Annotated in this window: 16 protein-coding genes; 11 read left to right on the forward strand and 5 right to left on the reverse strand. The window is 65.1% G+C overall.

Translation table 11 applies throughout. From position 1 onward, the window contains the following. Nucleotides 1–5: 5 nt before the first annotated feature. Nucleotides 6–521, reverse strand: a complete 516-nt coding sequence (locus tag ACNJYD_RS06920; RefSeq protein WP_439365735.1) for a DUF2231 domain-containing protein — start codon at nt 519–521, stop codon at nt 6–8. A gap of 406 nt (nt 522–927) precedes the next feature. On the opposite strand from ACNJYD_RS06920, the gene tolQ reads away from it, so the two are divergent. From tolQ to ACNJYD_RS06975, 11 genes are all read left to right on the forward strand, one after another. Further along, nucleotides 928–1,644: a protein TolQ gene (gene tolQ, locus ACNJYD_RS06925; protein ID WP_212254256.1), complete on the forward strand. Its 717-nt coding sequence runs from the start codon at nt 928–930 to the stop codon at nt 1,642–1,644. A gap of 43 nt (nt 1,645–1,687) precedes the next feature. Further along, nucleotides 1,688–2,140: a protein TolR gene (tolR, locus tag ACNJYD_RS06930; protein ID WP_172784781.1), complete on the forward strand. Its 453-nt coding sequence runs from the start codon at nt 1,688–1,690 to the stop codon at nt 2,138–2,140. 4 nt (nt 2,141–2,144) lie between these two features. Then, nucleotides 2,145–3,104 (forward strand): protein TolA, encoded by a 960-nt coding sequence (locus ACNJYD_RS06935; RefSeq protein WP_172784780.1) that lies wholly within the window; start codon nt 2,145–2,147, stop codon nt 3,102–3,104. Nucleotides 3,105–3,145: 41 nt separating this feature from the next. Further along, nucleotides 3,146–4,492 carry a Tol-Pal system beta propeller repeat protein TolB gene (gene tolB, locus ACNJYD_RS06940; RefSeq protein ID WP_172785222.1) on the forward strand — a complete coding sequence of 449 codons (1,347 nt, stop codon included), beginning with the start codon at nt 3,146–3,148 and terminating at the stop codon, nt 4,490–4,492. Nucleotides 4,493–4,745: 253 nt separating this feature from the next. Then, on the forward strand, nt 4,746–7,076 hold the full coding sequence (locus tag ACNJYD_RS06945; RefSeq protein WP_212254257.1) for a putative bifunctional diguanylate cyclase/phosphodiesterase: 2,331 nt from the start codon (nt 4,746–4,748) through the stop codon (nt 7,074–7,076). A gap of 151 nt (nt 7,077–7,227) precedes the next feature. Next, nucleotides 7,228–7,959: an N-acyl amino acid synthase FeeM domain-containing protein gene (locus tag ACNJYD_RS06950; protein ID WP_439365736.1), complete on the forward strand. Its 732-nt coding sequence runs from the start codon at nt 7,228–7,230 to the stop codon at nt 7,957–7,959. Nucleotides 7,960–8,215: 256 nt separating this feature from the next. Continuing rightward, entirely contained in the window at nt 8,216–8,704 is a 489-nt protein-coding gene (pal, locus tag ACNJYD_RS06955; RefSeq protein WP_018641585.1) for a peptidoglycan-associated lipoprotein Pal, read from the forward strand. Between the two features lie 207 nt (nt 8,705–8,911). Beyond that, a complete protein-coding gene (ybgF, locus tag ACNJYD_RS06960) occupies nt 8,912–9,994 on the forward strand; it encodes a tol-pal system protein YbgF (protein ID WP_439365737.1) in 1,083 nt (360 codons plus the stop codon). Nucleotides 9,995–10,058: 64 nt separating this feature from the next. Then, a complete protein-coding gene (gene tilS / locus ACNJYD_RS06965) occupies nt 10,059–11,114 on the forward strand; it encodes a tRNA lysidine(34) synthetase TilS (RefSeq protein WP_439365738.1) in 1,056 nt (351 codons plus the stop codon). Between the two features lie 279 nt (nt 11,115–11,393). After that, nucleotides 11,394–13,316: an ATP-dependent zinc metalloprotease FtsH gene (gene ftsH, locus ACNJYD_RS06970; RefSeq protein WP_035998585.1), complete on the forward strand. Its 1,923-nt coding sequence runs from the start codon at nt 11,394–11,396 to the stop codon at nt 13,314–13,316. A gap of 182 nt (nt 13,317–13,498) precedes the next feature. Beyond that, nucleotides 13,499–14,941, forward strand: a complete 1,443-nt coding sequence (locus ACNJYD_RS06975; RefSeq protein ID WP_439365739.1) for a hypothetical protein — start codon at nt 13,499–13,501, stop codon at nt 14,939–14,941. A 1-nt stretch (nt 14,942) separates the two neighbouring features. Here ACNJYD_RS06975 and ACNJYD_RS06980 read toward each other — a convergent pair whose 3' ends face one another. The 4 genes from ACNJYD_RS06980 to ACNJYD_RS06995 all read right to left on the reverse strand — a co-directional run bounded on the left by ACNJYD_RS06980 (nt 14,943) and on the right by ACNJYD_RS06995 (nt 19,890). After that, complete coding sequence (locus ACNJYD_RS06980; RefSeq protein ID WP_439365741.1) at nt 14,943–15,626, reverse strand: class I SAM-dependent methyltransferase; 684 nt, start codon at nt 15,624–15,626, stop codon at nt 14,943–14,945. 8 nt (nt 15,627–15,634) lie between these two features. Then, the gene (locus ACNJYD_RS06985; RefSeq protein ID WP_439365742.1) at nt 15,635–16,630 is read right to left on the reverse strand and encodes a glycosyltransferase family 2 protein; all 996 of its coding nucleotides are present in this window, start codon (nt 16,628–16,630) and stop codon (nt 15,635–15,637) included. 162 nt (nt 16,631–16,792) lie between these two features. Continuing rightward, complete coding sequence (locus tag ACNJYD_RS06990) at nt 16,793–18,289, reverse strand: hypothetical protein (RefSeq protein WP_439367421.1); 1,497 nt, start codon at nt 18,287–18,289, stop codon at nt 16,793–16,795. Nucleotides 18,290–18,399: 110 nt separating this feature from the next. Continuing rightward, nucleotides 18,400–19,890, reverse strand: a complete 1,491-nt coding sequence (locus ACNJYD_RS06995; protein WP_212254265.1) for a hypothetical protein — start codon at nt 19,888–19,890, stop codon at nt 18,400–18,402. Between the last annotated feature and the right edge of the window lie 195 nt (nt 19,891–20,085).

Consider the following 20,085-nt stretch of genomic DNA (forward strand, 5'->3'; position numbering starts at 1 on the left):
CTCGCTTACGCGGCGCGGCGATGTTCGCCGCCGTGATGCGGGTTGACCGGCTCCGAGCTGGTCTGGCCCGGCGCATCCAGCACCGCGACGTGGTGGCGGTAGACCATCTCCCAGCCCTTCCATCCGGTGAACAGGAGGATGCCGACCACGACCAGGGAGAGCACGACGCCCCACGGTTTGATCGCAGCCTCCGCGCCTTGGGCGTAGCGGAGATAGAAATTGACCAGGGCCAGCACGACCGCGGCGAGATTGCCGACCATGTGATACCAGGCATCGTTCAGGCGGCGGATGCGGGGCTCGCTGAAGAAGTCGGTGAAGCCGGCTGCGGCGGCAACCAGCGCCATGACGATGCCGGCGCCGATCAGCCACATCGCGGCGCGCGCCCAGAAACTGTCACCGGTTCCGATGAAGGCCAGATCGGCGATGGGCGCGCCGACCAGGAACGCGACCGGGAACGGGATGAGCATGGGGTGGAGCGGGTGATCGCCGATGGCGGCGGTCGTCTTGGGGTTGATGGACATGGCAAGACCTCGCTGAAAGTGATTTTCCGGACAATTTTTGGCGAGAAAGCTGGTTCCTCCGGCCGCACCATGTACGCGGAACCCGTGCCGATCCCCCTGCACGGCCTAGGTTTCCCGCAGCCAAATGCGCCGCCGGTAACCCCGCATTAACCATCGGCGGGCTCTGGTAAGGCTGGACAGGCGTGCCCGGAGCCCGACGTCAAGGCCTGGGGTCAAGGCCCCTTAGTTTTGACATCTTGGCGGGGAATGCAGGCGGCCGGCTTTGGACTAGCCCTGCACCCCAGAAAAACAAGGCTTTGAGCGGGCTTGCCCGCCGCGCGGGTCCAGCGCGGCTGTTGGGGAACACCGGCCGAGATTTGCTGGCCGAAGGACATTAGGTAACGATCGCCTTGAGAGGATACTGCTTATGAATCCGGCCGAATTGGCTCAGTCAGCCCTTCCGGTTGCTGCCGCCGCCGACGTGTCGCTGATTGCGCTGTTCTGGCAGGCTCACTGGATCGTGAAGGCGGTGATGCTGGGGCTTCTGGCCTGCTCGGTCTGGGTCTGGGCGATCGCCATCGACAAGATCTTTCTTTACGCGCGCACCCGCCGCTCGATGGACCGTTTCGAGCAGGCGTTCTGGTCCGGCGAGTCGATCGAGGAGCTCTATCGCACGCTGTCGGCCAAGCCGACGCATTCCATGGCGGCCTGCTTCGTGGCGGCGATGCGCGAGTGGAAGCGCTCGTTCGAGAGCCATGCCCGCTCGGTCGCAGGGCTTCAGATGCGCATCGACAAGGTGATGAACGTCTCGATCGCGCGCGAGGTGGAGCGGCTGGAACGGCGCCTCTTGGTGCTCGCGACCGTCGGCTCCGCCGGCCCCTTCGTCGGCCTGTTCGGCACGGTCTGGGGCATCATGTCGAGCTTCCAGTCGATCGCGGCGTCGAAAAATACCTCTCTGGCGGTGGTCGCCCCCGGCATCGCCGAGGCGCTGTTTGCGACCGCCGTCGGCCTCATCGCCGCCATTCCTGCCACTATTTTCTACAATAAGTTCACCTCCGAGGTGAACCGGCAGGCCCAGCGGCTCGAGGGCTTTGCTGATGAATTTTCAGCCATCTTGTCCCGTCAGATCGACGAGCGGGGCTGAACGACGGCATGTATAGTGTGAAGGGCAATTTGGGCACGCGATCATGGCCATGAACGTTGCGAGTTCGTCCGGCGGCGGCGGGCGCCGCGGCCGGCGCAAGCCGGTCGTGGCCGAGATCAACGTCACGCCGATGGTCGACGTCATGCTGGTGCTGCTCATCATCTTCATGGTGTCGGCGCCGATGTTGACGGTCGGCGTGCCGCTCGACCTGCCCCAGACCAATGCCAAGAGCCTCGAAAACAACGACCAGAAGCCGATCCAGATGTCGGTCGACATCAAGGGCAAGGTGTTCATCAACGATACCGAGATTGCGCTGAATGAGCTGATCCCGAAGCTGAAGGCGATCACCGATGCGCGCGGCGGCCTCGAGGAGCGCATCTATCTGCGCGCCGACAAGAAGGCGGATTACGGCACCGTCGCCAAGGTGATGGGCCAGCTCTCGGGCGCCGGATTCAAGAAGCTGGCGCTCGTCACGGAAGCGGATCAGGGGTCTTGAGGCCGTGAAGGTGAACGTCGACAAGACACTCGTTGCGTCGATTGCCCTGCATGTCCTCGTGCTGGGATGGGGGCTCGTCACCTTCAGCAGCAAGGCCTACATCGCGCCGGAGGAGTCGCTTCCGGTCGACATCATCTCCACCGATCAGCTCGCCAAGATGATGGCGGGGCAGAAGACCGGCAAGAAGGAAGAGCCGAAACCCAAGGTCGAGAAGATCGCCGAACCCAAGCCCGAGGAAGACGCCGTCGGCAAGGTCACCGAGAAGAAAGAGCTGATCAAGACCAACTCGCAGCCGGAGCCGCCGCCGAAGCCCGTCGAGAAGCCGGTCGAGAAGAAGCCGGAGCCGCCCAAGCCCGTCGCCGAGGCCAAGCCGAAGGAAGAGCCGAAGCCGCAGGACAAGAAGCCTGATCCGGCCAAGGAAGATCCGATCGCCGAGTTGCAGAAGAAGATGGAGACCAAGAAGCCGCCGCCGAAGCCCGTGGAGCAGAAGGTCGCGGCGGTGCAGCCGCAGCAGCAGCCCAAGCCCAAGGAGCGCACCTTCGATCCCGCGCAGATCCAGCGCGACCTCGACAAGCGCGCCGCGACCCGGCACGAGCTCGCCGGGTCGACGCTGAACGCGTCGGCATCGCTGGGGGCGGCGACCGGGACGGCCGCCAACAACGTCGCGACCTGGCGCGGTGCATTCCAGGGCGCCGTCAAGCGCTGCTTCACCCCCACCTATAACGGGCAGGATGCCGATCAGTACGAGGCTGACATCGACATTCCCATGAAGATCGACGGATCGCTCGCCTCCGAGCCGATCGTCGTCGCAGTGCGTGGACCGTCGCGGTCGATCGCACAGGCGGTGGCGGAGAGCGCCAAGCGTGCCATCGTGCAGTGCCAGGTCTATTCCTTCATGCCGAAGCAGCAGTACGAGAGCTGGAAGCTCATTCCGATGACTTTCGGCCTGAAAGATATGTTGTGACATCCGAACAAAAGAATTTTGCGATGAATGACGTGAGCTCGATGAACCGCCGCCGCTTCATGACCCTGACCGGATCGACGCTCGCGATGCTCGGGAGCGGACGCGCCTTCGCTCAAGGGCAGGAGGGGCGCCTGCGCATCGATCCCACGGCATTCCAGCCGATCCCGATCGCGATCACCAGCTTCCTGCCGGGCTCGCCGTCCGACGGCGACGTCGGCAACGGCGTCACGCAGGTCATCACCAACAATCTGAAGCGCTCGGGCCTGTTCGCGCCGATCGACCAGGCCGCCTTCATCGAGCGCATCAGCAACATGGACGTCGCGCCGCAATTCCAGAACTGGAAGACCCTCAACGCGCAGGCGCTCGTCACCGGCCGCATGACGCGGCAGCCGGACGGCCGTCTCAAGGCCGAATTCCGTCTGTGGGACGTCATCTCCGGCCAGCAGCTCGCCGGCCAGCAATATTTCACCTCGCCGGAATATTGGCGCCGCATCGCCCACATCATCTCCGACCAGATCTACGAGCGCATGACCGGCGAGAAGGGCTATTTCGACAGCCGCGTCGTGTTCGTGGACGAGACCGGGCCGAAGGAGCGCCGCGTCAAGCGGCTCGCGATCATGGATCAGGACGGCGCCAATGTGCGCTATCTGACCCGCGGCTCCGACCTCGTGCTGACGCCGCGCTTCTCGCCGAACTCGCAAGAGATCACCTACATGGAGTTCGGCCAGGGTGATCCGAAGGTCTATCTCTACAACATCGAGACCGGCCAGCGCGAGATCGTCGGCAATTTCCCCGGCATGACCTTTGCGCCGCGCTTCTCGCCGGACGGCCAGCGCGTCATCATGAGCCTGCAGCAGGGCGGCAATTCCAACCTGTTCGTGATGGATCTGCGCTCGCGCTCGACCACGCGTCTCACCGACACGCCGGCGATCGACACCTCGCCGTCCTATTCGCCCGATGGCAGCCGGATCTGCTTCGAGTCCGATCGTGGCGGCAGGTCGCAGATCTACGTGATGAGTGCGGGTGGCGGACAGGCGCAGCGCATCTCCTTCTCCAAGGATGACACCAACGCCAGCTACTCCACCCCGGTGTGGTCGCCGAAGGGCGATTACATCGCCTTCACCCGGCAGGGCGGCGGTCAGTTCGCGATCGGCGTCATGAAGCCCGACGGCTCGGGCGAGCGGCTGCTCACCTCCGGCTTCCACAATGAAGGCCCGACCTTCTCGCCGAACGGCCGCGTGCTGATGTTCTTCCGCGATCCCGGCGGCAACGGCGGGCCGTCGCTGTACTCGGTCGACATCTCCGGCCGCAACGAATTGAAGGTGCCGACGCCGGGCTTCGCCTCGGACCCGGCATGGTCGCCGCTCTTGTCCTCGACCTCGGGCTGACGACATCTGAAACATCGCGCGTTCAGACGCGCGATGTTTTCGAAAAAACGCGCCGATTTTTCCGCGTTCTCTACGAAGGGCAACACTTCCTTCACCTTGGGCCCCGGCGAGAGTTTCCTACCTGCCTGATATATCAGGCGAAAGCCATTTCGTCGTTGCCGAAAACAACTCGACTTTAACGATGTTCCCTCAGAAAGGCTTCACCTGAAGTGGGTAAAAGTACGCGGCAAACAGGACGCGCGTACAAACACCAATGCAGTTCGCAAGCCAGAGCAGAGAGCCGGACCAGGCCTCGCCGACGATCTCGGCGGCGCTGACCGATTCGCTGTTCGAAGCTCCCGGCACGGTGCTTACCGGCATTGTGTTCTCGGCATTCTCGGCCTCGCTGACGGCGCTCAAGACCGGACAGGTGCTGCTCTGGGGCTTTGTTCCGCTTCTCATTCTTGCGGGAGCTATACGCGCTTTCGATCTCAGTCGATACCAGGCCCAAAAATCGGTTCTGAGCGCCGAACAAGCGGCGCGTTGGCAGAAGCGCTACCAGATTGGAGCGCTCATTCAGGCGGCCGTAATCGGTCTCTGGTGTTCCACGACGCTGTTGAGCAATGAAGATGCCGTCGCCCACATGATTGCGCTCTCGGTCACCACCGGAATCGTGGCGGGAGGGGCCGGGAGGGCTTATGGACGGCAGTGGATATTTCGTCTGCAAGCCACTCTGATCTTCGGACCGGCCGTGATCGCGCTGGCGCTGCACCGCACGCCCTATTACGTCGCGATGTCCGTCGTCTGCGCCGCGTTCCTCCTTTCGGTCATGCGGCTGTCCGGCAATCTGCACAAGATATTCTTGCGCGCGGTTGTCGCACGCGAACGCGAGGCTGCGCTCGCCGGCCAGTTCGACACGGCGCTCAACAACATGCCGCACGGGCTCTGCATGTTTCGCATCGACGGCCAGCTCGCGGTGATGAACCACCGCTTTGCCGCCATGATGAAACTGCCCGGCAATCTCACCCAGAGCAGCATGACAGCGCGCGACATCGTCGCCGCATGTGTCGAGGGGGGGTCGATTTCGGCCGCGAGCGGCGCTGCGATCATTGCCGATATCGAAAACGCGCATGCGAAAGAGATCATCACCGCCGACCCCGATTCACAAAGGAACCGTTCGCTGTCATGGACCGTCCAGCCGATGGCTGACGGCGGTGCGGTGGTGCTGCTCGAGGACATTACGGAGCGGCGCACGGCGGAGGCCAGGATCAGCCATCTGGCCCGCTTCGACGATCTCACGGCGCTGCCGAACCGCGTCAGCTTCCGCGACGAGATCGAGCGACTGCTGGCGAGCACGCATCATGCCGAGCGGCTCTCCGCACTGCTGTTCATCGATCTGGACCAGTTCAAGCAGGTCAACGACACGCTCGGCCATCCCTGCGGCGACCAGCTCCTGTGTGCGGTGGCCAACCGCCTGCGCGAGATGCTGCGGCCCGAAGATTTCGTCGCCCGCTTCGGCGGCGACGAGTTCGTCGTGTTCCAGCAGAACCTCGCTTCGCCGGAGGACGCGGCGGCGCTCGCCCGCCGCATCGTAGAGCGGCTGAGCGAGCGCTATCGCATCGACAATCACCTGGTCGAGATCGGCGCCAGTGTCGGCATCGCGCTGACCTCGCCGGATGGCACCAGCGCCGACACGCTGCTCAAGAATGCCGACATGGCGCTGTACCGTGCCAAGGCCGACGGTCGCGGCACCTTCTGCTTCTTCCGCGACGAGATGGCGGCGACCGTCGAGGCCCGCCGCATCCTCGAGCTCGACCTGCGCAAGGCGCTCGCCAACGAGGAGTTCGAGCTGTTCTATCAGCCGCTGGTCAATCTGAAGTCCGGCAAGATCACCACCTGCGAAGCGCTGCTGCGCTGGAATCACCCGGTGCGCGGCACGGTGTCGCCGATCGACATCATCCCGGTCGCCGAGGACATGGGCCTGATCGTCGATCTCGGCCGCTGGATCCTGCGCCGCGCCTGCGTGGAATGCATGAAGTGGCCGGAAGGCGTCAGCGTCGCCGTCAACTTCTCGCCGCAGCAATTCCACCAGCGCGACGTCCTGAGTGAAATCCGCTATGCCCTCGAAGTGTCGGGCCTGCCGGCGCATCGGCTCGAGATCGAGATCACCGAGTCCTCGCTGTTGCGCAACACCCAGCTGACGCACGACATCCTGTCGCAATTGCACGCGCTCGGCGTGCGCATCTCGCTGGACGATTTCGGCACCGGCTATTCCAGCCTCAGCTATTTGCACAACTTCCCCATGCAGAAGGTGAAGATCGACCGCTCCTTCCTGGAAGGCATCGACTCGGACCGTCCGCTGACGCTGCTGCGGGGGGTGGCGCGGCTATCCGCCGACCTCGGTATGTCGGTGGTGGTGGAAGGAATTGAATCCAACGAGCAACTCGAGCTCATCAACGCCGACGGGACAGTGACCGAAGCGCAGGGATACCTGTTCAGCCGGCCAGTCCCTGCCGTGCGCATTCGTCAGCTGCTCAATGCCTCCTACGGCGTTCGCGGCGGCAACGATCAGTCCCTCGCAGCTTCGGCGCGATCGATCGCCTGACCTCCCTTCCGACTTCACAAAGGCTCTTCTTGTCGGTGTTTTTACGGGGCGCAAAAGGTTAACCCTAACGTTTCTAACGCTTTGCAATTTCTTTAAGGAACTATTAACTTGTGCTCACTCGCAGAAGTTGCTTGCAGCGTAGGGGTTATCGATGAAGTCCGGGGCCGAACCGCAAACGGCGCTTGTTCCACGCGGAGCCGCGCTGTTTGAGCGTGTGGATTATCGGCTCATCGAGACGGAAGAGGACAAGGATCGCCTCCATCGGGTGCGTTACCATGCCTATTTGCACGCCGGGCTGATTCCGCCGTCGGAATCCCAGCGGGTGACCGACCGTTTCGACGACGCGCCCAACGTCTGGAATTTCGGAGTCTACGTCGACAACGAACTCTGCAGTGCCGTCCGCATCCACGTTCTGACATTCGAATGGCGGATGTCCTACACGACCGAGGTGTTCGGTGACGTGCTGCATCCGCGCCTGGACCGGGGCGAGGTCTTCATCGACCCCTGTCGATTCGTCGCTGATCCGGAAATGCAGCAGCGGTTCCCCGAACTGCCTTATCTGACGGTGCGGCTTCCCTTCGTCGCCTGCGAGCACTTCAACGCCGATGTCGGACTCTCGATGGTGCGCACCGATCATCAGGCGTTCTACCGCCGCGTGTTCCTGTCCGAGACTCTCACCGAGCCGCGTTCATTTCCGGGCTGGCCGACCAAGAAAGCCGTCCTGATGGCTTCGGACTATCCTAGAGTCCGGGAAAAAATCCTCACGCGTTTTCCCATCATGCGATCCAGTGCGTTCGAGCGGCGGATGCTGTTCGAACGTAGCACCCCCCGGATCGCCCCATCGCGGCCGGTTCTCGTTGCCGGCGCGGCTGCGCCGGCCTGAACTCTTCGGTCCGTGAGCGGCTTCAGCCGCTCGGCCGCCGGGGTCGATCCTGGCGGAACGGTGTTTTGATCATCGACCGGCTTGCCTTCACCCTCGCGCCACATTTACAACCCATTAACCATGGCGTTTGCTTTTCGCTGGTTGGGGGCATTTGACCGGCTGTGGCAAGGTTCCGTCAAGGTTGACGGAACGTTCGCTTAACCAACCCCCTGTAGACCGGACAGCAGTGGACTAACGTGAGCGTGGAGGCTCCGGAATGAAACATCCTATGCGTATCCTCCAGGGATTGAAGCTGGCCGCGGTGCTCGCCGTCGCGCTGTCGATGGGCGCCTGCGCCAACAAGAATGCCGCGACGGATGCGATGGCCAATGCGGCGACGCCGGGCAGCCAGCAGGACTTCGTCGTCAATGTCGGCGACCGCGTGTTCTTCGAAAGCGACCAGACCGATCTGACCCCGCAGGCGATCGTGACCCTGGAGAAGCAGGCGCAGTGGCTCCAGACCTATCCGCGCTACTCCTTCACCATCGAAGGTCATGCCGACGAGCGCGGTACCCGCGAATACAACATCGCGCTCGGCGCCCGCCGTGCCCAGTCGGTGCGTTCGTTCCTCGCCTCGCGCGGCATCGACCCGAACCGCATGCGTACGATCTCCTACGGCAAGGAGCGGCCGGTCGCCGTCTGTAACGACATCTCCTGCTGGTCGCAGAACCGCCGCGCAGTCACTGTCTTGAACGCGAGCTCCTGACGATCGGTCAGGTCGCGGGCGGTCAGTCAGGTGCCGTTCAGCTTGGGAATTGGATGATGCCGGCGCCCTCTCGGGCGCCGGTTTCGTTTCAGCATTCTGTGACTGAAAACCCCTTGGTATCAGTCACATTTTTGGCGTACTCCACTTCAATGTGTGGCGCGTCGAGGGTTCCGTCGCAGGCCATTTCGCTTTCGTCGTCAGGGCAAGATGTCATCCAGATTTAAGGTCTTTACCGGCACCGTGGCGACCGCCGCGCTGCTCTTCTTGTGCTCGCCCGCACTTGCGCAATCGGGCTACGGGCAGTCGGAAGATGCCGACCCGGAGATGCGGATCGAGCGGCTGGAGAACCGGCTGCGCCAGCTCACCGGCCAGAACGAAGAGCTGCAATATCGCAACCGCCAGCTCGAAGAGCGGCTGCGGGCGCTCGAGGGCGGCGCGCAAGCCGCGCCCGGGCAGGCACCCAACGTCGCGGCGATGCCGCCGGCGCAGATCGCCCCGAGCCAGATTGCACCAGGTCAGGCCGCGCCCGGCTACCGCCAGCCGCCGTCGCAACAGCAGGCCGCTCAGCCTGCTTACGAGCAGCCGCAGATCGCCGCGCCCGCGCCGATCGTTCAGGAGCAGCCGACGCCCGGCGCACCCGGCACGCGCCGCCGCGGCGATGCCTTCGACCCCAACCAGAACCCGAACGCGCCCGGTGCGCCGCGCGCACTCGGCGGCGGGCAGCAGCCGATGCCGGCGGTCACGCCCGGCGGCGGCCGCAATGCCGGCGAGCCGCTCGATCTCGCCAACACCAGCCCCCGCTACCAGCAAGGTGTGCCGCCGGCCGCGCAGCCCGGCTATCCGCCGGCGCAATCGGGTTATCCCGCACCGGCCGGGGGCGCTGCCTTGGCCACCCTGCCGCCCTCGGCGACGCCGCGCGACGAGTTCGACCTCGGCATCGGCTACATGCAGCGCAAGGACTACGCGCTGGCCGAGCAGACCATGAAGAACTTCACGCAGAAATATCCGAGTGACCCGCTGCTTGGTGACGCGCAATATTGGCTCGGCGAGAGCTATTTCCAGCGCCAGCAATATCGTGACTCCGCGGAAGCCTTCCTCGCCGTCACCACCAAATACGAGAAATCGGCCAAGGCGCCGGATGCGCTGCTGCGGCTCGGCCAGTCGCTCGCCGCGCTGAAGGAGAAGGAGGCCGCCTGCGCCGCCTTCGGCGAGATCGGCCGCAAATATCCGCGCGCCTCGGCGAGCGTCAAAGCCACCGTCGATCGCGAGCAGAAGCGGGTGAAGTGCTGATCCGCTGACAAAACCGATGGCGTTGCGCTAAACACTCGGTCCATCCGCGGATGATTGCAGCGTCATGTCAGACGACGACAATTCACCGATCTCGGCGCGCGAGGCGAGGCGGCTCTTCGCGGGCCTGAAAGATGCGCCGGCGCTGGTGCTCGCGGTCTCCGGCGGGCCCGATTCGGTTGCGCTGATGTGGCTTGCGGCCCGCTGGCAGCGCAGCCTCACGCGAGCCCCGCAAATCACGGTCGTGACGATTGATCACGGCCTGCGCCCGGAAGCCGCCCGCGAGGCGCGCGAGGTCAAGCGGCTCGCCGCCGCGCTCGGATTGCCGCACCGGACCCTGCGCTGGCGCGGTGAAAAGCCGAAGACGGGGTTGCCTGCCGCTGCGCGCGAGGCCCGCTACCGTCTGCTTGCAAAGGCCGCGCGTGCCGCCGGCGCGAGCCATGTCCTGACGGCCCACACCCGTGACGATCAGGCCGAGACCCTGTTGATGCGCCTGTTCCGCGGCAGCGGACTTGCCGGGCTCGCGGCCATGGCTTCTTTCACCGCGCGCGAGGGAATCGTGCTGGCGCGTCCGTTGCTCGATGTCCCCAAATCGCAGCTGATCGCGACCTTGCGGCGGGCGAAGATCGGCTTTGTCGAGGACCCCAGCAACCGGGACGCCGCCTTCACCCGGCCGCGGTTGCGCGCGCTGCTGCCGCTTCTCGCAGCCGAGGGCGGCGATGCCAGAAATCTGGCGCGGCTCGCGGCAAGGCTGGCGCGGGCCAACGCGGCGATCGAGGTGCTCGCCGACGGCGCCGAGCGCTTCCTCCGCGTGCGGGATCGCGGCGATGCGCCGCAGGTGGGCGTCCGTAGCTTCGAGGCCTCGGCTTTTGCCGCCTTGCCCGAGGAGGTGCGGCTGCGGCTGCTGCTGCGGGCCATCAACGCGCTCGGTCATGAAGGGCCGGCGGAACTCGGCAAGGTCGAAACCCTGATGTCCGTGCTTGATCGGGCGGCCGCCAGCCCCCGTGCAGCCGCAAATGGCCGGCCGGTCCTGAAGCAAACCCTTGCGGGAGCCTTGATCAGCCTTGCCGGCGGGCGTATCCAGATCGCGCCGGCGCCGGCCCGGCGGCGCAAGGGCAAATGAGCGCGACAGAGAAGCGGATCATGACACCGGTCAATTCGCGTCCGTGCCCGTCAGGCCACCTTAACCAGGCAGGAAAAACCCCGGTTTGGGCGCCATTATTTCAGCGGGAATCGCGGTAAGATGGGATAAATAGTCCCATCTCGTTCCCTTGGCAGCGACCGGGGCGGCACCTAAATTGTATGCGTCCAACGATGAGGATTCCTTGGGATTTCCTCGCATTGACGGAAGTAACGACCCAAGGATCAGGGCCGCGATCCGCGCGACCACGAAGGAAGATCGATGAACGCCAATCTGCGCAATTTCGCCCTCTGGGTCATCATTGTTTTGCTGCTGTTGGCGTTGTTCACGCTCTTCCAGAATCCGGGTCAGCGGGCTTCCTCGCAGGACATCGCCTTCTCGCAGCTGCTGAGCGAGGTTGACCGTGGCAATGTGCGCGACGTCGTGATCCAGGGGCCGGACATCCACGGCACCTTCACCAACGGTTCCAGCTTCCAGACCTACGCGCCGAACGACCCGACGCTGGTGAAGCGCCTCTATGACAGCAAGGTGCAGATCACCGCGAAGCCGCCCGGCGACAACGTGCCGTGGTTCGTCTCGCTGCTGGTCTCCTGGCTGCCCTTCATCGCGCTGATCGGCGTCTGGATCTTCCTGTCGCGGCAGATGCAGGGCGGCGCCGGCAAGGCGATGGGCTTCGGCAAGTCGCGTGCGAAGATGCTGACGGAGGCCCATGGCCGCGTCACCTTCGAGGACGTCGCCGGCGTGGATGAGGCCAAGCAGGACCTGCAGGAGATCGTCGAATTCCTGCGCGACCCCGGCAAATTCCAGCGCCTCGGCGGCCGCATTCCGCGCGGCGTGCTCCTGGTCGGCCCTCCCGGCACCGGTAAAACCCTGATCGCGCGTGCGGTCGCGGGCGAAGCCAACGTGCCGTTCTTCACCATCTCCGGTTCTGACTTCGTCGAGATGTTCGTCGGCGTCGGCGCGAGCCGCGTCCGCGACATGTTCGAACAGGCCAAGAAGAACGCGCCCTGCATCATCTTCATCGACGAAATCGACGCCGTCGGTCGCCACCGTGGCGCCGGCCTCGGCGGCGGCAATGACGAGCGCGAGCAGACGCTGAACCAGCTGCTGGTCGAGATGGACGGCTTCGAGGCCAACGAGGGCGTGATCCTGATCGCCGCCACCAACCGTCCCGACGTGCTCGATCCCGCGCTGCTACGTCCGGGCCGCTTCGACCGTCAGGTCGTGGTGCCGAACCCCGACGTCGTCGGCCGCGAGCAGATCCTGAAGGTGCATGTTCGCAAGGTTCCGCTGGCGCCCGATATCAACCTCAAGACCATCGCGCGCGGCACCCCGGGCTTCTCCGGCGCCGACCTGATGAACCTCGTCAACGAGGCCGCTTTGACCGCCGCCCGCCGCAACAAGCGGATGGTGACGCAGGCCGAGTTCGAGGAGGCCAAGGACAAGGTGATGATGGGCGCCGAGCGCAAGTCGCTCGTCATGACCGAGGAAGAGAAGCTGCTGACGGCCTATCACGAGGGCGGCCACGCCATCGTCGGCCTCAACGTGCCCGCGACCGATCCGATCCACAAGGCGACCATCATCCCGCGCGGCCGTGCGCTCGGCATGGTCATGCAGCTGCCCGAGCGTGACAAGCTGTCGATGTCGCTGGAGCAGATGACCTCGCGGCTCGCCATCATGATGGGCGGCCGTGTCGCCGAAGAGCTGATCTTCGGCCGCGAGAAGGTGACCTCGGGCGCGGCCTCCGACATCGAGCAGGCCACGCGCCTTGCCCGCATGATGGTGACGCGCTGGGGCCTGTCGGAAGAGCTCGGCACCGTCTCCTACGGCGAGAACCAGGACGAGGTCTTCCTCGGCATGTCGGTGTCGCGCACGCAGAACGCCTCCGAAGCCACCGTCCAGAAGATCGATTCCGAGATCAAGCGCCTGGTCGAGGAAGGCTATAAGGAAGCGACCCGCATCCTCACCGAGAAGCGCGCCGATCTCGAGACGCTGGCCAAGGGCCTGCTCGAGTTCGAGACGCTGACCGGCGACGAGATCGTCGACCTGCTCAAGGGCAAGAAGCCGAACCGCGAGTCCGTGCTCGAGCCGACCACCCCGCGCGCCTCCGCCGTGCCCCCGGCCGGCAAGCCGCGCCCGCGTCCCGATCCGGATCCCGGCCTCGAGCCGCAGCCGCAGGCGTAAACCCAGGCGGCAACTGAGATTGAAAAACGCGGCGGCAACGCCGCGTTTTTTTGTTGGTTGGCCCCCGGGGCGCAAGCCAGCGCGCGCAGCCTGAAGCGGGCGGCAGAAGCGCACTGCGCTCCGGGGCAAATGCGCGAAACCCTAAAGAAGAACTTAACGCTTGCGGCCTACCTTGGCCCGCCATGACTGATCAGGTCGTCCACAGCGCGGTTCAACCGTTTTCGGCGCGTGCAGCGCTCCCTTGGGCGGTGGGGCTGTTGCTCTATGCCGTGCTGCTGGCCATCGGGCCGCGTCTGCTCGGGGATCCCGACAGCTATTCCCACATCGAGGTCGGACGCTGGATCATCGCGCATGGCACCCTGCCGACGAGCGACCCGTTTTCATTTTCGAAGCACGGCGCGCCCTGGATCACCTTCGAATGGTTGTCCGAGGTCATCTATGCCGCCGTCTACGCGCCGGCCGGCTGGCCGGGCGTCGTCGCCATCGCCGCCGCGGCGATAGCACTCGCCTTTGGCCTGCTCACGTTCTTCCTGCTGCGCGAGCTTTCGCCGGCCCTGACCATGCTGATGGTGATCGCGGCCATCGTTCTGCTGGCGCCGCACATGCTGGCGCGGCCCCATGTCCTCGTGCTGCCGCTGATGGTGACCTGGGCGGCTGCGCTGGTTCGCTGCATGGACCGCAGCATGCCTCCGCCCTATTGGGCCCTGCCGCTGCTGGTGCTGTGGACCAACCTGCATGGCAGCGTGGTGCTGGCGCTCGGGCTGATCGGCCCGGCGGTGCTCGAGGCGCTGCTGCGCGAGCAGCGAAGCGAATGGCCGCGCGTGCTGCTGCGATGGCTGCCGTTCTCGGTGCTTGCCCTGGCGGCGTCCTGCCTGACGCCGCACGGCCCGGAACCGCTGCTGATGCCGCTGACCACGCTCGGCCTCGGCTCCGCGCTCGCCTGGATCGCGGAATGGCGGCCGCAGGATTTCAGCCATGTCGGCGGCTTCGAGCTGCTGCTGCTGGGGAGCATCTTCGCGCTCTCGCGCGGCGTGACGCTGCCGGTGGTGCGGACCCTGGTGGTGATCGGCTTGCTGCATTTCGCGCTGGCGCAGATGCGCAATGCGGATCTGCTGGCCATGCTGGCGCCGCTCTATCTGGCGGCCCCGCTGGGCCGCACCTTCGGCGGGCCGAGCGAGAGCGAGACCGACGGCCCCTCGCGCGGCTTGAATCTGGCCGCGTTCGGCGTCTTGGCCGCGATCAGCGGCCTGGCTTTGGCGCGCGACATCCGGCCCGCGCCGATCATCACCCCCGAGGCCGCCATCGCCCGAGCCGGCCTCGCCAAGGCGGAGCGCGTGCTCAACGATTATTCCTTCGGCGGCTACTTGATCTATGCCGGCATTCCCACCTTCATCGACGGCCGCGGCGAGCTCTACGGCGGGCCGTTCATCGACCGCTACAACCGTGCGCTGGCGCTGGTCGACCTCGGAGATCTGCTCAAGCTGCTCGATGAATACAGGATCGGCGCGACGCTGCTTGCGCCTGGCACACCGGCCGTCGCGTTGCTCGACCGGCTTCCCGAATGGCAGCGTGTCTACGGCGACGATGTGGCGGTCGTGCACAAGCGGCGGGCCACGCCGCAATAATTCAAACGGTCCCGAACGCGGCGTATTGGCCGCCGAGCCAGACCCCGCTCAACGCTGCTTCAAGGCGCCGCGCCGGTTTGGTGTCCCAGGGCAGCAGCAGGAAATGCCGCGCGCCGATCTCGCGCAGGCCGCTCGCCGCCATCAGCTTCCGGGTCGTGCCGGCGCCGAGCAACACGGCGTCCCGGTCGAACTCGCAGCGCGCAACCGCGAGGCGCGTCAGCGGGTTGTACGGATTGTGCTCGATCACGCAGACGAGCCCGCCAGGGCGCGTCACCCGCCGCATCTCGGCCATGAACTGCGCCCATTCGGCCGGCACGATATGGTGCATCACGCAGATGGCCGTGACCAGGTCGAAGCTGGCGTCGGCGAACGGAAAGGTGCGGCCGTCATACTCCCTGTAGTCGGCCGCAGCGTTGTGAGCGCGCGCCTGCGTCAGGCTTGCGGACGAGACGTCGATGCCGCTGAGGCGGCCGACCATGCCGTGCAGCAGCGGATGAAGGCTGCCGACGCCGCAGCCGACGTCCAGCATGTCGGGCCTTTCCGCGCCGAGCCGCTGCGCGATCAGATCGCGCAGCAGGTCGGCCTTCGCGCGCATGAAGAAATCATGCGGCAGGCCCGAGAAGTCGATCGAGGATTGGACCACATCACGGTAATTGTCGTGATAGCCGTCGAACAGTTCGGCCATGCGCTGGGTCACTCGTTGACGGCGTGGATTGCGGGTGTCGCCGCGGCCTCGCCGCGATCGAAGCCGATGCGTGCCTGCACCACGTAGAGCGGGCGGCGTTTGACCTCGGCATGGATGCGGCCGACATAGAGTCCCACGATGCCCGTCATCAGCATGTTGATGCCGCACAGCAGCGACACGACGACGATCGTCGAGGACCAGCCGGTGACGAGATGGCTGTCCTTGCTGAGCCACAACAGAACCACCCAGCCGCCGTAGAGCAGCGCAAGTCCGGAGACCGTCAATCCGCACCAGATCGCCAGCCGCAACGGCAGATCGGAAAAGCCGAGCGCGGCGTTCACCGCCAGCCGAACCATCTTGAACAGCGGGTATTTGGTCTCGCCCGCGGCGCGCTCGAGGCGATGGAAGGCGACCTCGGCCTGGCGGAAACCGAGCCAGGCGATCATGCCGCGCACGAAGCGATCCTGCTCCGGCATCTGCATGAGCGCGTCCAGCACCTTGCGATCGATCAGGCGGAAGTCGCCGACATCGGCGGGAATGCCGACGGAGGACATCCTGCCGAGCAGCCGGTAGAACAGATGCGCGGTCGCACGCTTGAAACGGCTTTCGCCCTCGCGCGACAGGCGGCGGGCGTGGACGATGTCGTTGCCTTCCTTCCACTTCGCGATCAATTGCTCGATCACTTCGGGCGGATCCTGCAAATCGGCGTCCATGACGATGATAGCGTCGCCCTGCGTGGCGTCCATGCCGGCGGTGATGGCGATCTGGTGGCCGAAATTGCGCGACAGGCCGATATAGCGAAAGCGCTCGTCACGCGCGGCGAGCGCCCGCAGCACGATCGAGCTGGAATCGCTGCTGCCGTCGTCGACGAAGATCGCTTCGGCCGGCCCGTCCAGCTTGGACATGACCTGGTCGAGCCGGCGCAGCAGCACCGGCAACACCGCTTCCTCGTTGAACACGGGGATGACGAGGCTGTAGCGGATCGATCTGGAATTGGCCGCCATGCGAAGGAGTCCGGCTGGGGTTGCAGGGGCGGAAGTCTATGAGCAGGTGGTTAAGGTCGCCTTGCCGCAACCGTTAAGGGTCTATCGCCCGGAGCATTGGTGAGGGCGGCGGACCGGAATGGTGAAGTGCGGTTAACCACGCTTTGCGGCCGCGGCTTCGCGCTAGGGCGTGCGGCGAATCCTGTAGAGGACGAATCGCTTCGAGGTCTCCAACACCTCCAGCCGATCCGGCAGCGGATTTGCGGCCGGCGATCCCAGCACATAGAGGTAGTCGAAATCCCGGTGCCAGGTGCGGACGAATTGCGGAGCGTCCGCCGCCGGCTGGCCCATCGCGATCGCGGCAAGCAGGCCCGACGGCACCGGCCCGCCATAGGGAATGGCAATATTGCGCACCGCCTCGCGCGGCCGCACCGGCTGCTTGCCCGTTTCGGTGAACAGGTTGGGCACGAACGCGTCGGCATAGTGCACCGCCAGCGTCGGCGCATAATACATCGGATAGGAGGTGAGGTCGGCGAAGGGCGGATCTCCCTTGTCATCCGTGCTGCCGACGAGAACGCGCGAGCCGCGATCGATCTTCTGGAACGAGGCGATCATCGCCGCATAGTCGGCGCGGTAAGGCAGCCAGACCGCCAGAACGACGGCGACATTGAGCAATATGATGCCACCGATCGCAGCGAGCGCAGCCATTCTCCAGGCCCGGCTCGGCAAGGACAGCGAGCAGAACGCCGGCAGGATCAGAGCCGCGGCGGGAATCATGCGAAGGTCGACGAACGAGGTTCCGAACAGTTTTGAGGGAATGACGAGGTAAAGCAGCGCGAAGCCGATCGCGAGCCAGACCCCCGCCGGCTCGAGCCTGAGAACGCCGCGCCTTGCGGCGAACAGCAAACCGGTCATCAGCGCCAGGCCGGTTATCGCCGCGATCGTCAGATTGTAGCCGTTCATGATACGCAGCGGCCAGACCGGCTTGAATGCGGCGAACCAGCTGTTGCCTTCGCTTCCGATCGAGCCTGCGGTGAGATGCATGATCGCAAGCAGCGCAAGCGCCGGCAGGGCGAGCGCGCCAAGCCGCGCGGCCGCGATCGGATACGCGACTTGCCCTCGGCGGATGCGCGACAGTTCGAAGAGGCCAAGCGTCGCGCCGTAGATGCCGAGCGAAAAGAAATGCGCTACATAGAGCACGGCGACGAAGATCAGATTGGCGGCGAAGCGCAGCGGCCAGGGGCCCTCGGCGAGCATCAGATAGACGGCGATGCCCCAGAGCGCGAGGCCGAGCCCGAACTCGAAATTCACGAAGCCCCAGCTGAACGGCAGGCAGTAGAGGAAAGCCAGCGCGGCGAAGCCGGCGAGATGGATGCGCCCCTTCCGGACCCATTCGATCAGCAGCGCGCCGGTGACGATCAGGACCTGGCTCAGCAGCAGAAACAGCCGCGTGGCGTTCTCGACGCTCATCAGCCGCGCCAGCTGCGGGACCAGCAGGTCCATTCCGAGGTTGGGATAGAAGGCCCACCTCACCTCGTAATACGGATTGGCCCCCGGGGTGCCGTTCTGGCTCAGAATGTACATGCGGGCGAGGTGATTGGGATAATCGACCATCGCCGGAATGGGCGTCAGCAGCACCGGAACAAACGAGACCGCCGCCAGCATCGTAAGCACGATCATCGTCACGGCTCGGTCCGGGTCGGGACGAGCCGGATCTGTCAGGGTCGGCTTGCCGAAAGGAACCATGTGATGGAGCCGCTGAGGCCGACGACGCGCGCTGGAGCCGGTCCTCACTTCGCAGGCGCCGCAATCGTGCTGTCTGCGGTGTCGCGCACATGGATCACGGCGATGTCGTCCGCATAGATCCGCTTCCAGCCCTTGAGCTGGTCGAGGATCTGCGGGCCCGGCGCATCGGCGCCCAGCAGCGTCGCATCGATCTTGTATTCTTCCAGTAGACGCGGCAGCAGCTCGGGCTTCTTGCCTTCGGTTGCCTTGAAGAAGTCCATGATGAACTTCTCGCCGTAGAGCTCGGCACGGCCGTCGACGAAAACAGGGATGTCGCGCGAGATCAGATAGCCACCGAACTGGTAGGCGTTGAAGACACGCTGCACCTTGCGTTGCTCGAGCAGATCGACCGCCGCAACCGGCGTCTGCGTCATGGTGAAGGTGAAACGGTGGTGCCCCATGTAGAGCGAGGTCGAGGTCCAGCTTGCCGCCATGATCATCAGCGCGCCGAGTGCTGTGAGGGTGCGGCCCGGCCAGCTTTCGGCACCGGCGGCCTCAGGCGCCGGCTGCGGGAACATCTCGCCGAGCGGCTTTGCCAGCACCAGCGGTACCAGGAATGCAAATGCCTCGATGCTCCTGACGTGGCTCAGCGCGCTCCAGGTCAGGAACAGGATCAGGAAGATCCGGGGCGCCGACAGCACCAGGCCGCGATAATAGCCGAATGCGATCAGGGCGAGCAGGGCGCCTTCGAACGGGGTGAAGGTGGCGAAGTTGGCCGGCATCCATTCGAGGATCAGCGTCAGCAGCTCGCCGAGGCTGAGGATGTTGGTCGCGCCCTGCAGCGTTCGCCAGCCATAGGGCGTGCAGCAGCTCGCGATCAGTGCCCCGATTCCGAACAGCACCCAGCGCATGAACAGGGCAAGCCGCCGGCCCTTCTCGGCATGCTCGACCGCTTCGAGCGAGATCGGGCCGATCAGCGCGAGCCCCAGCACGAAACCGCCATGCAGGTTCGCCCAGAGCGCCATCAGCGGCAGCCAGGTCCAGGACGGCGCGCTCTTGCGGCTTGCAGCCGCCATCAGCAAGCCGACCCACGCCACCATCACCGGCAGCGCCAGAATATGCGGGCGTGCCAGCACGTGGTGGATCGACAGCAGCAGCGCCAGCATCGCGAACAGCACCGCGCGCGGGGCTTCGAGATGCGCCTCGAGCAGATGGACGAAGATTGCGACGGTGAACGCGACGGCGGCCGCGGTGAGGATGACGGGACCCGCCCAGCCCCATTGCGCATGGGAGAAGGCGAACGCGACCTGCGACAGCCAGGACGTCGAGATCCACGGCGCGCCCGTCCGCGTGAAGGAATAGAAGTCGATCATGGGAATGGCGCGGTGATCGAGGATCCATTGCCCGATCTTGATCTGCCAGAACGAGTCGGAATCCTGAAGCAGCGTGTCGCCGAGGAACAGGAAGAACAGATAGGCGCCGGCGCCGACGCACAATGGCACCAGGGCGCGTGCGCGGCCCTGCACCGCGATGCTGTTGGCGAAGGAAAGGGACATGCCGCCTCGTCGTCCTGGTTGTTCTTGCCGGTCCGGCCATGATCCGGACCCGGCGGGCTGCGTGCGCACCATCTCGCCGCGCTTCAGTCCGAGCGGGCGGCATTGGACCACGCCGGTCATAACTTCGGGTAAACCGGCCGCGCCAGACCGGCGTCATATACTTACAATTTAACGGATTGTTTCGAACTTGGATTT

This window comes from Bradyrhizobium sp. SPXBL-02 (assembly GCF_051853065.1).
Classification (GTDB): domain Bacteria; phylum Pseudomonadota; class Alphaproteobacteria; order Rhizobiales; family Xanthobacteraceae; genus Bradyrhizobium.

Bases quoted from the DNA above. Each gene is read 5' to 3' on its own strand.
- ACNJYD_RS06950 (WP_439365736.1), top strand. From the start codon at position 7,228: ATGAAGTCCGGGGCCGAACCGCAAACGGCGCTTGTTCCACGCGGAGCC.
- ACNJYD_RS06980 (WP_439365741.1), bottom strand. From the start codon at position 15,626: ATGGCCGAACTGTTCGACGGCTATCACGACAATTACCGTGATGTGGTC.
- ACNJYD_RS06920 (WP_439365735.1), bottom strand. From the start codon at position 521: ATGTCCATCAACCCCAAGACGACCGCCGCCATCGGCGATCACCCGCTC.
- ACNJYD_RS06945 (WP_212254257.1), top strand. From the start codon at position 4,746: ATGCAGTTCGCAAGCCAGAGCAGAGAGCCGGACCAGGCCTCGCCGACG.
- ACNJYD_RS06995 (WP_212254265.1), bottom strand. From the start codon at position 19,890: ATGTCCCTTTCCTTCGCCAACAGCATCGCGGTGCAGGGCCGCGCACGC.
- tolQ (WP_212254256.1), top strand. From the start codon at position 928: ATGAATCCGGCCGAATTGGCTCAGTCAGCCCTTCCGGTTGCTGCCGCC.
- tilS (WP_439365738.1), top strand. From the start codon at position 10,059: ATGTCAGACGACGACAATTCACCGATCTCGGCGCGCGAGGCGAGGCGG.
- ACNJYD_RS06990 (WP_439367421.1), bottom strand. From the start codon at position 18,289: ATGATCGTGCTTACGATGCTGGCGGCGGTCTCGTTTGTTCCGGTGCTG.
- ftsH (WP_035998585.1), top strand. From the start codon at position 11,394: ATGAACGCCAATCTGCGCAATTTCGCCCTCTGGGTCATCATTGTTTTG.
- pal (WP_018641585.1), top strand. From the start codon at position 8,216: ATGAAACATCCTATGCGTATCCTCCAGGGATTGAAGCTGGCCGCGGTG.
- tolR (WP_172784781.1), top strand. From the start codon at position 1,688: ATGGCCATGAACGTTGCGAGTTCGTCCGGCGGCGGCGGGCGCCGCGGC.
- ACNJYD_RS06975 (WP_439365739.1), top strand. From the start codon at position 13,499: ATGACTGATCAGGTCGTCCACAGCGCGGTTCAACCGTTTTCGGCGCGT.
- ybgF (WP_439365737.1), top strand. From the start codon at position 8,912: ATGTCATCCAGATTTAAGGTCTTTACCGGCACCGTGGCGACCGCCGCG.
- tolB (WP_172785222.1), top strand. From the start codon at position 3,146: ATGAACCGCCGCCGCTTCATGACCCTGACCGGATCGACGCTCGCGATG.
- ACNJYD_RS06985 (WP_439365742.1), bottom strand. From the start codon at position 16,630: ATGGCGGCCAATTCCAGATCGATCCGCTACAGCCTCGTCATCCCCGTG.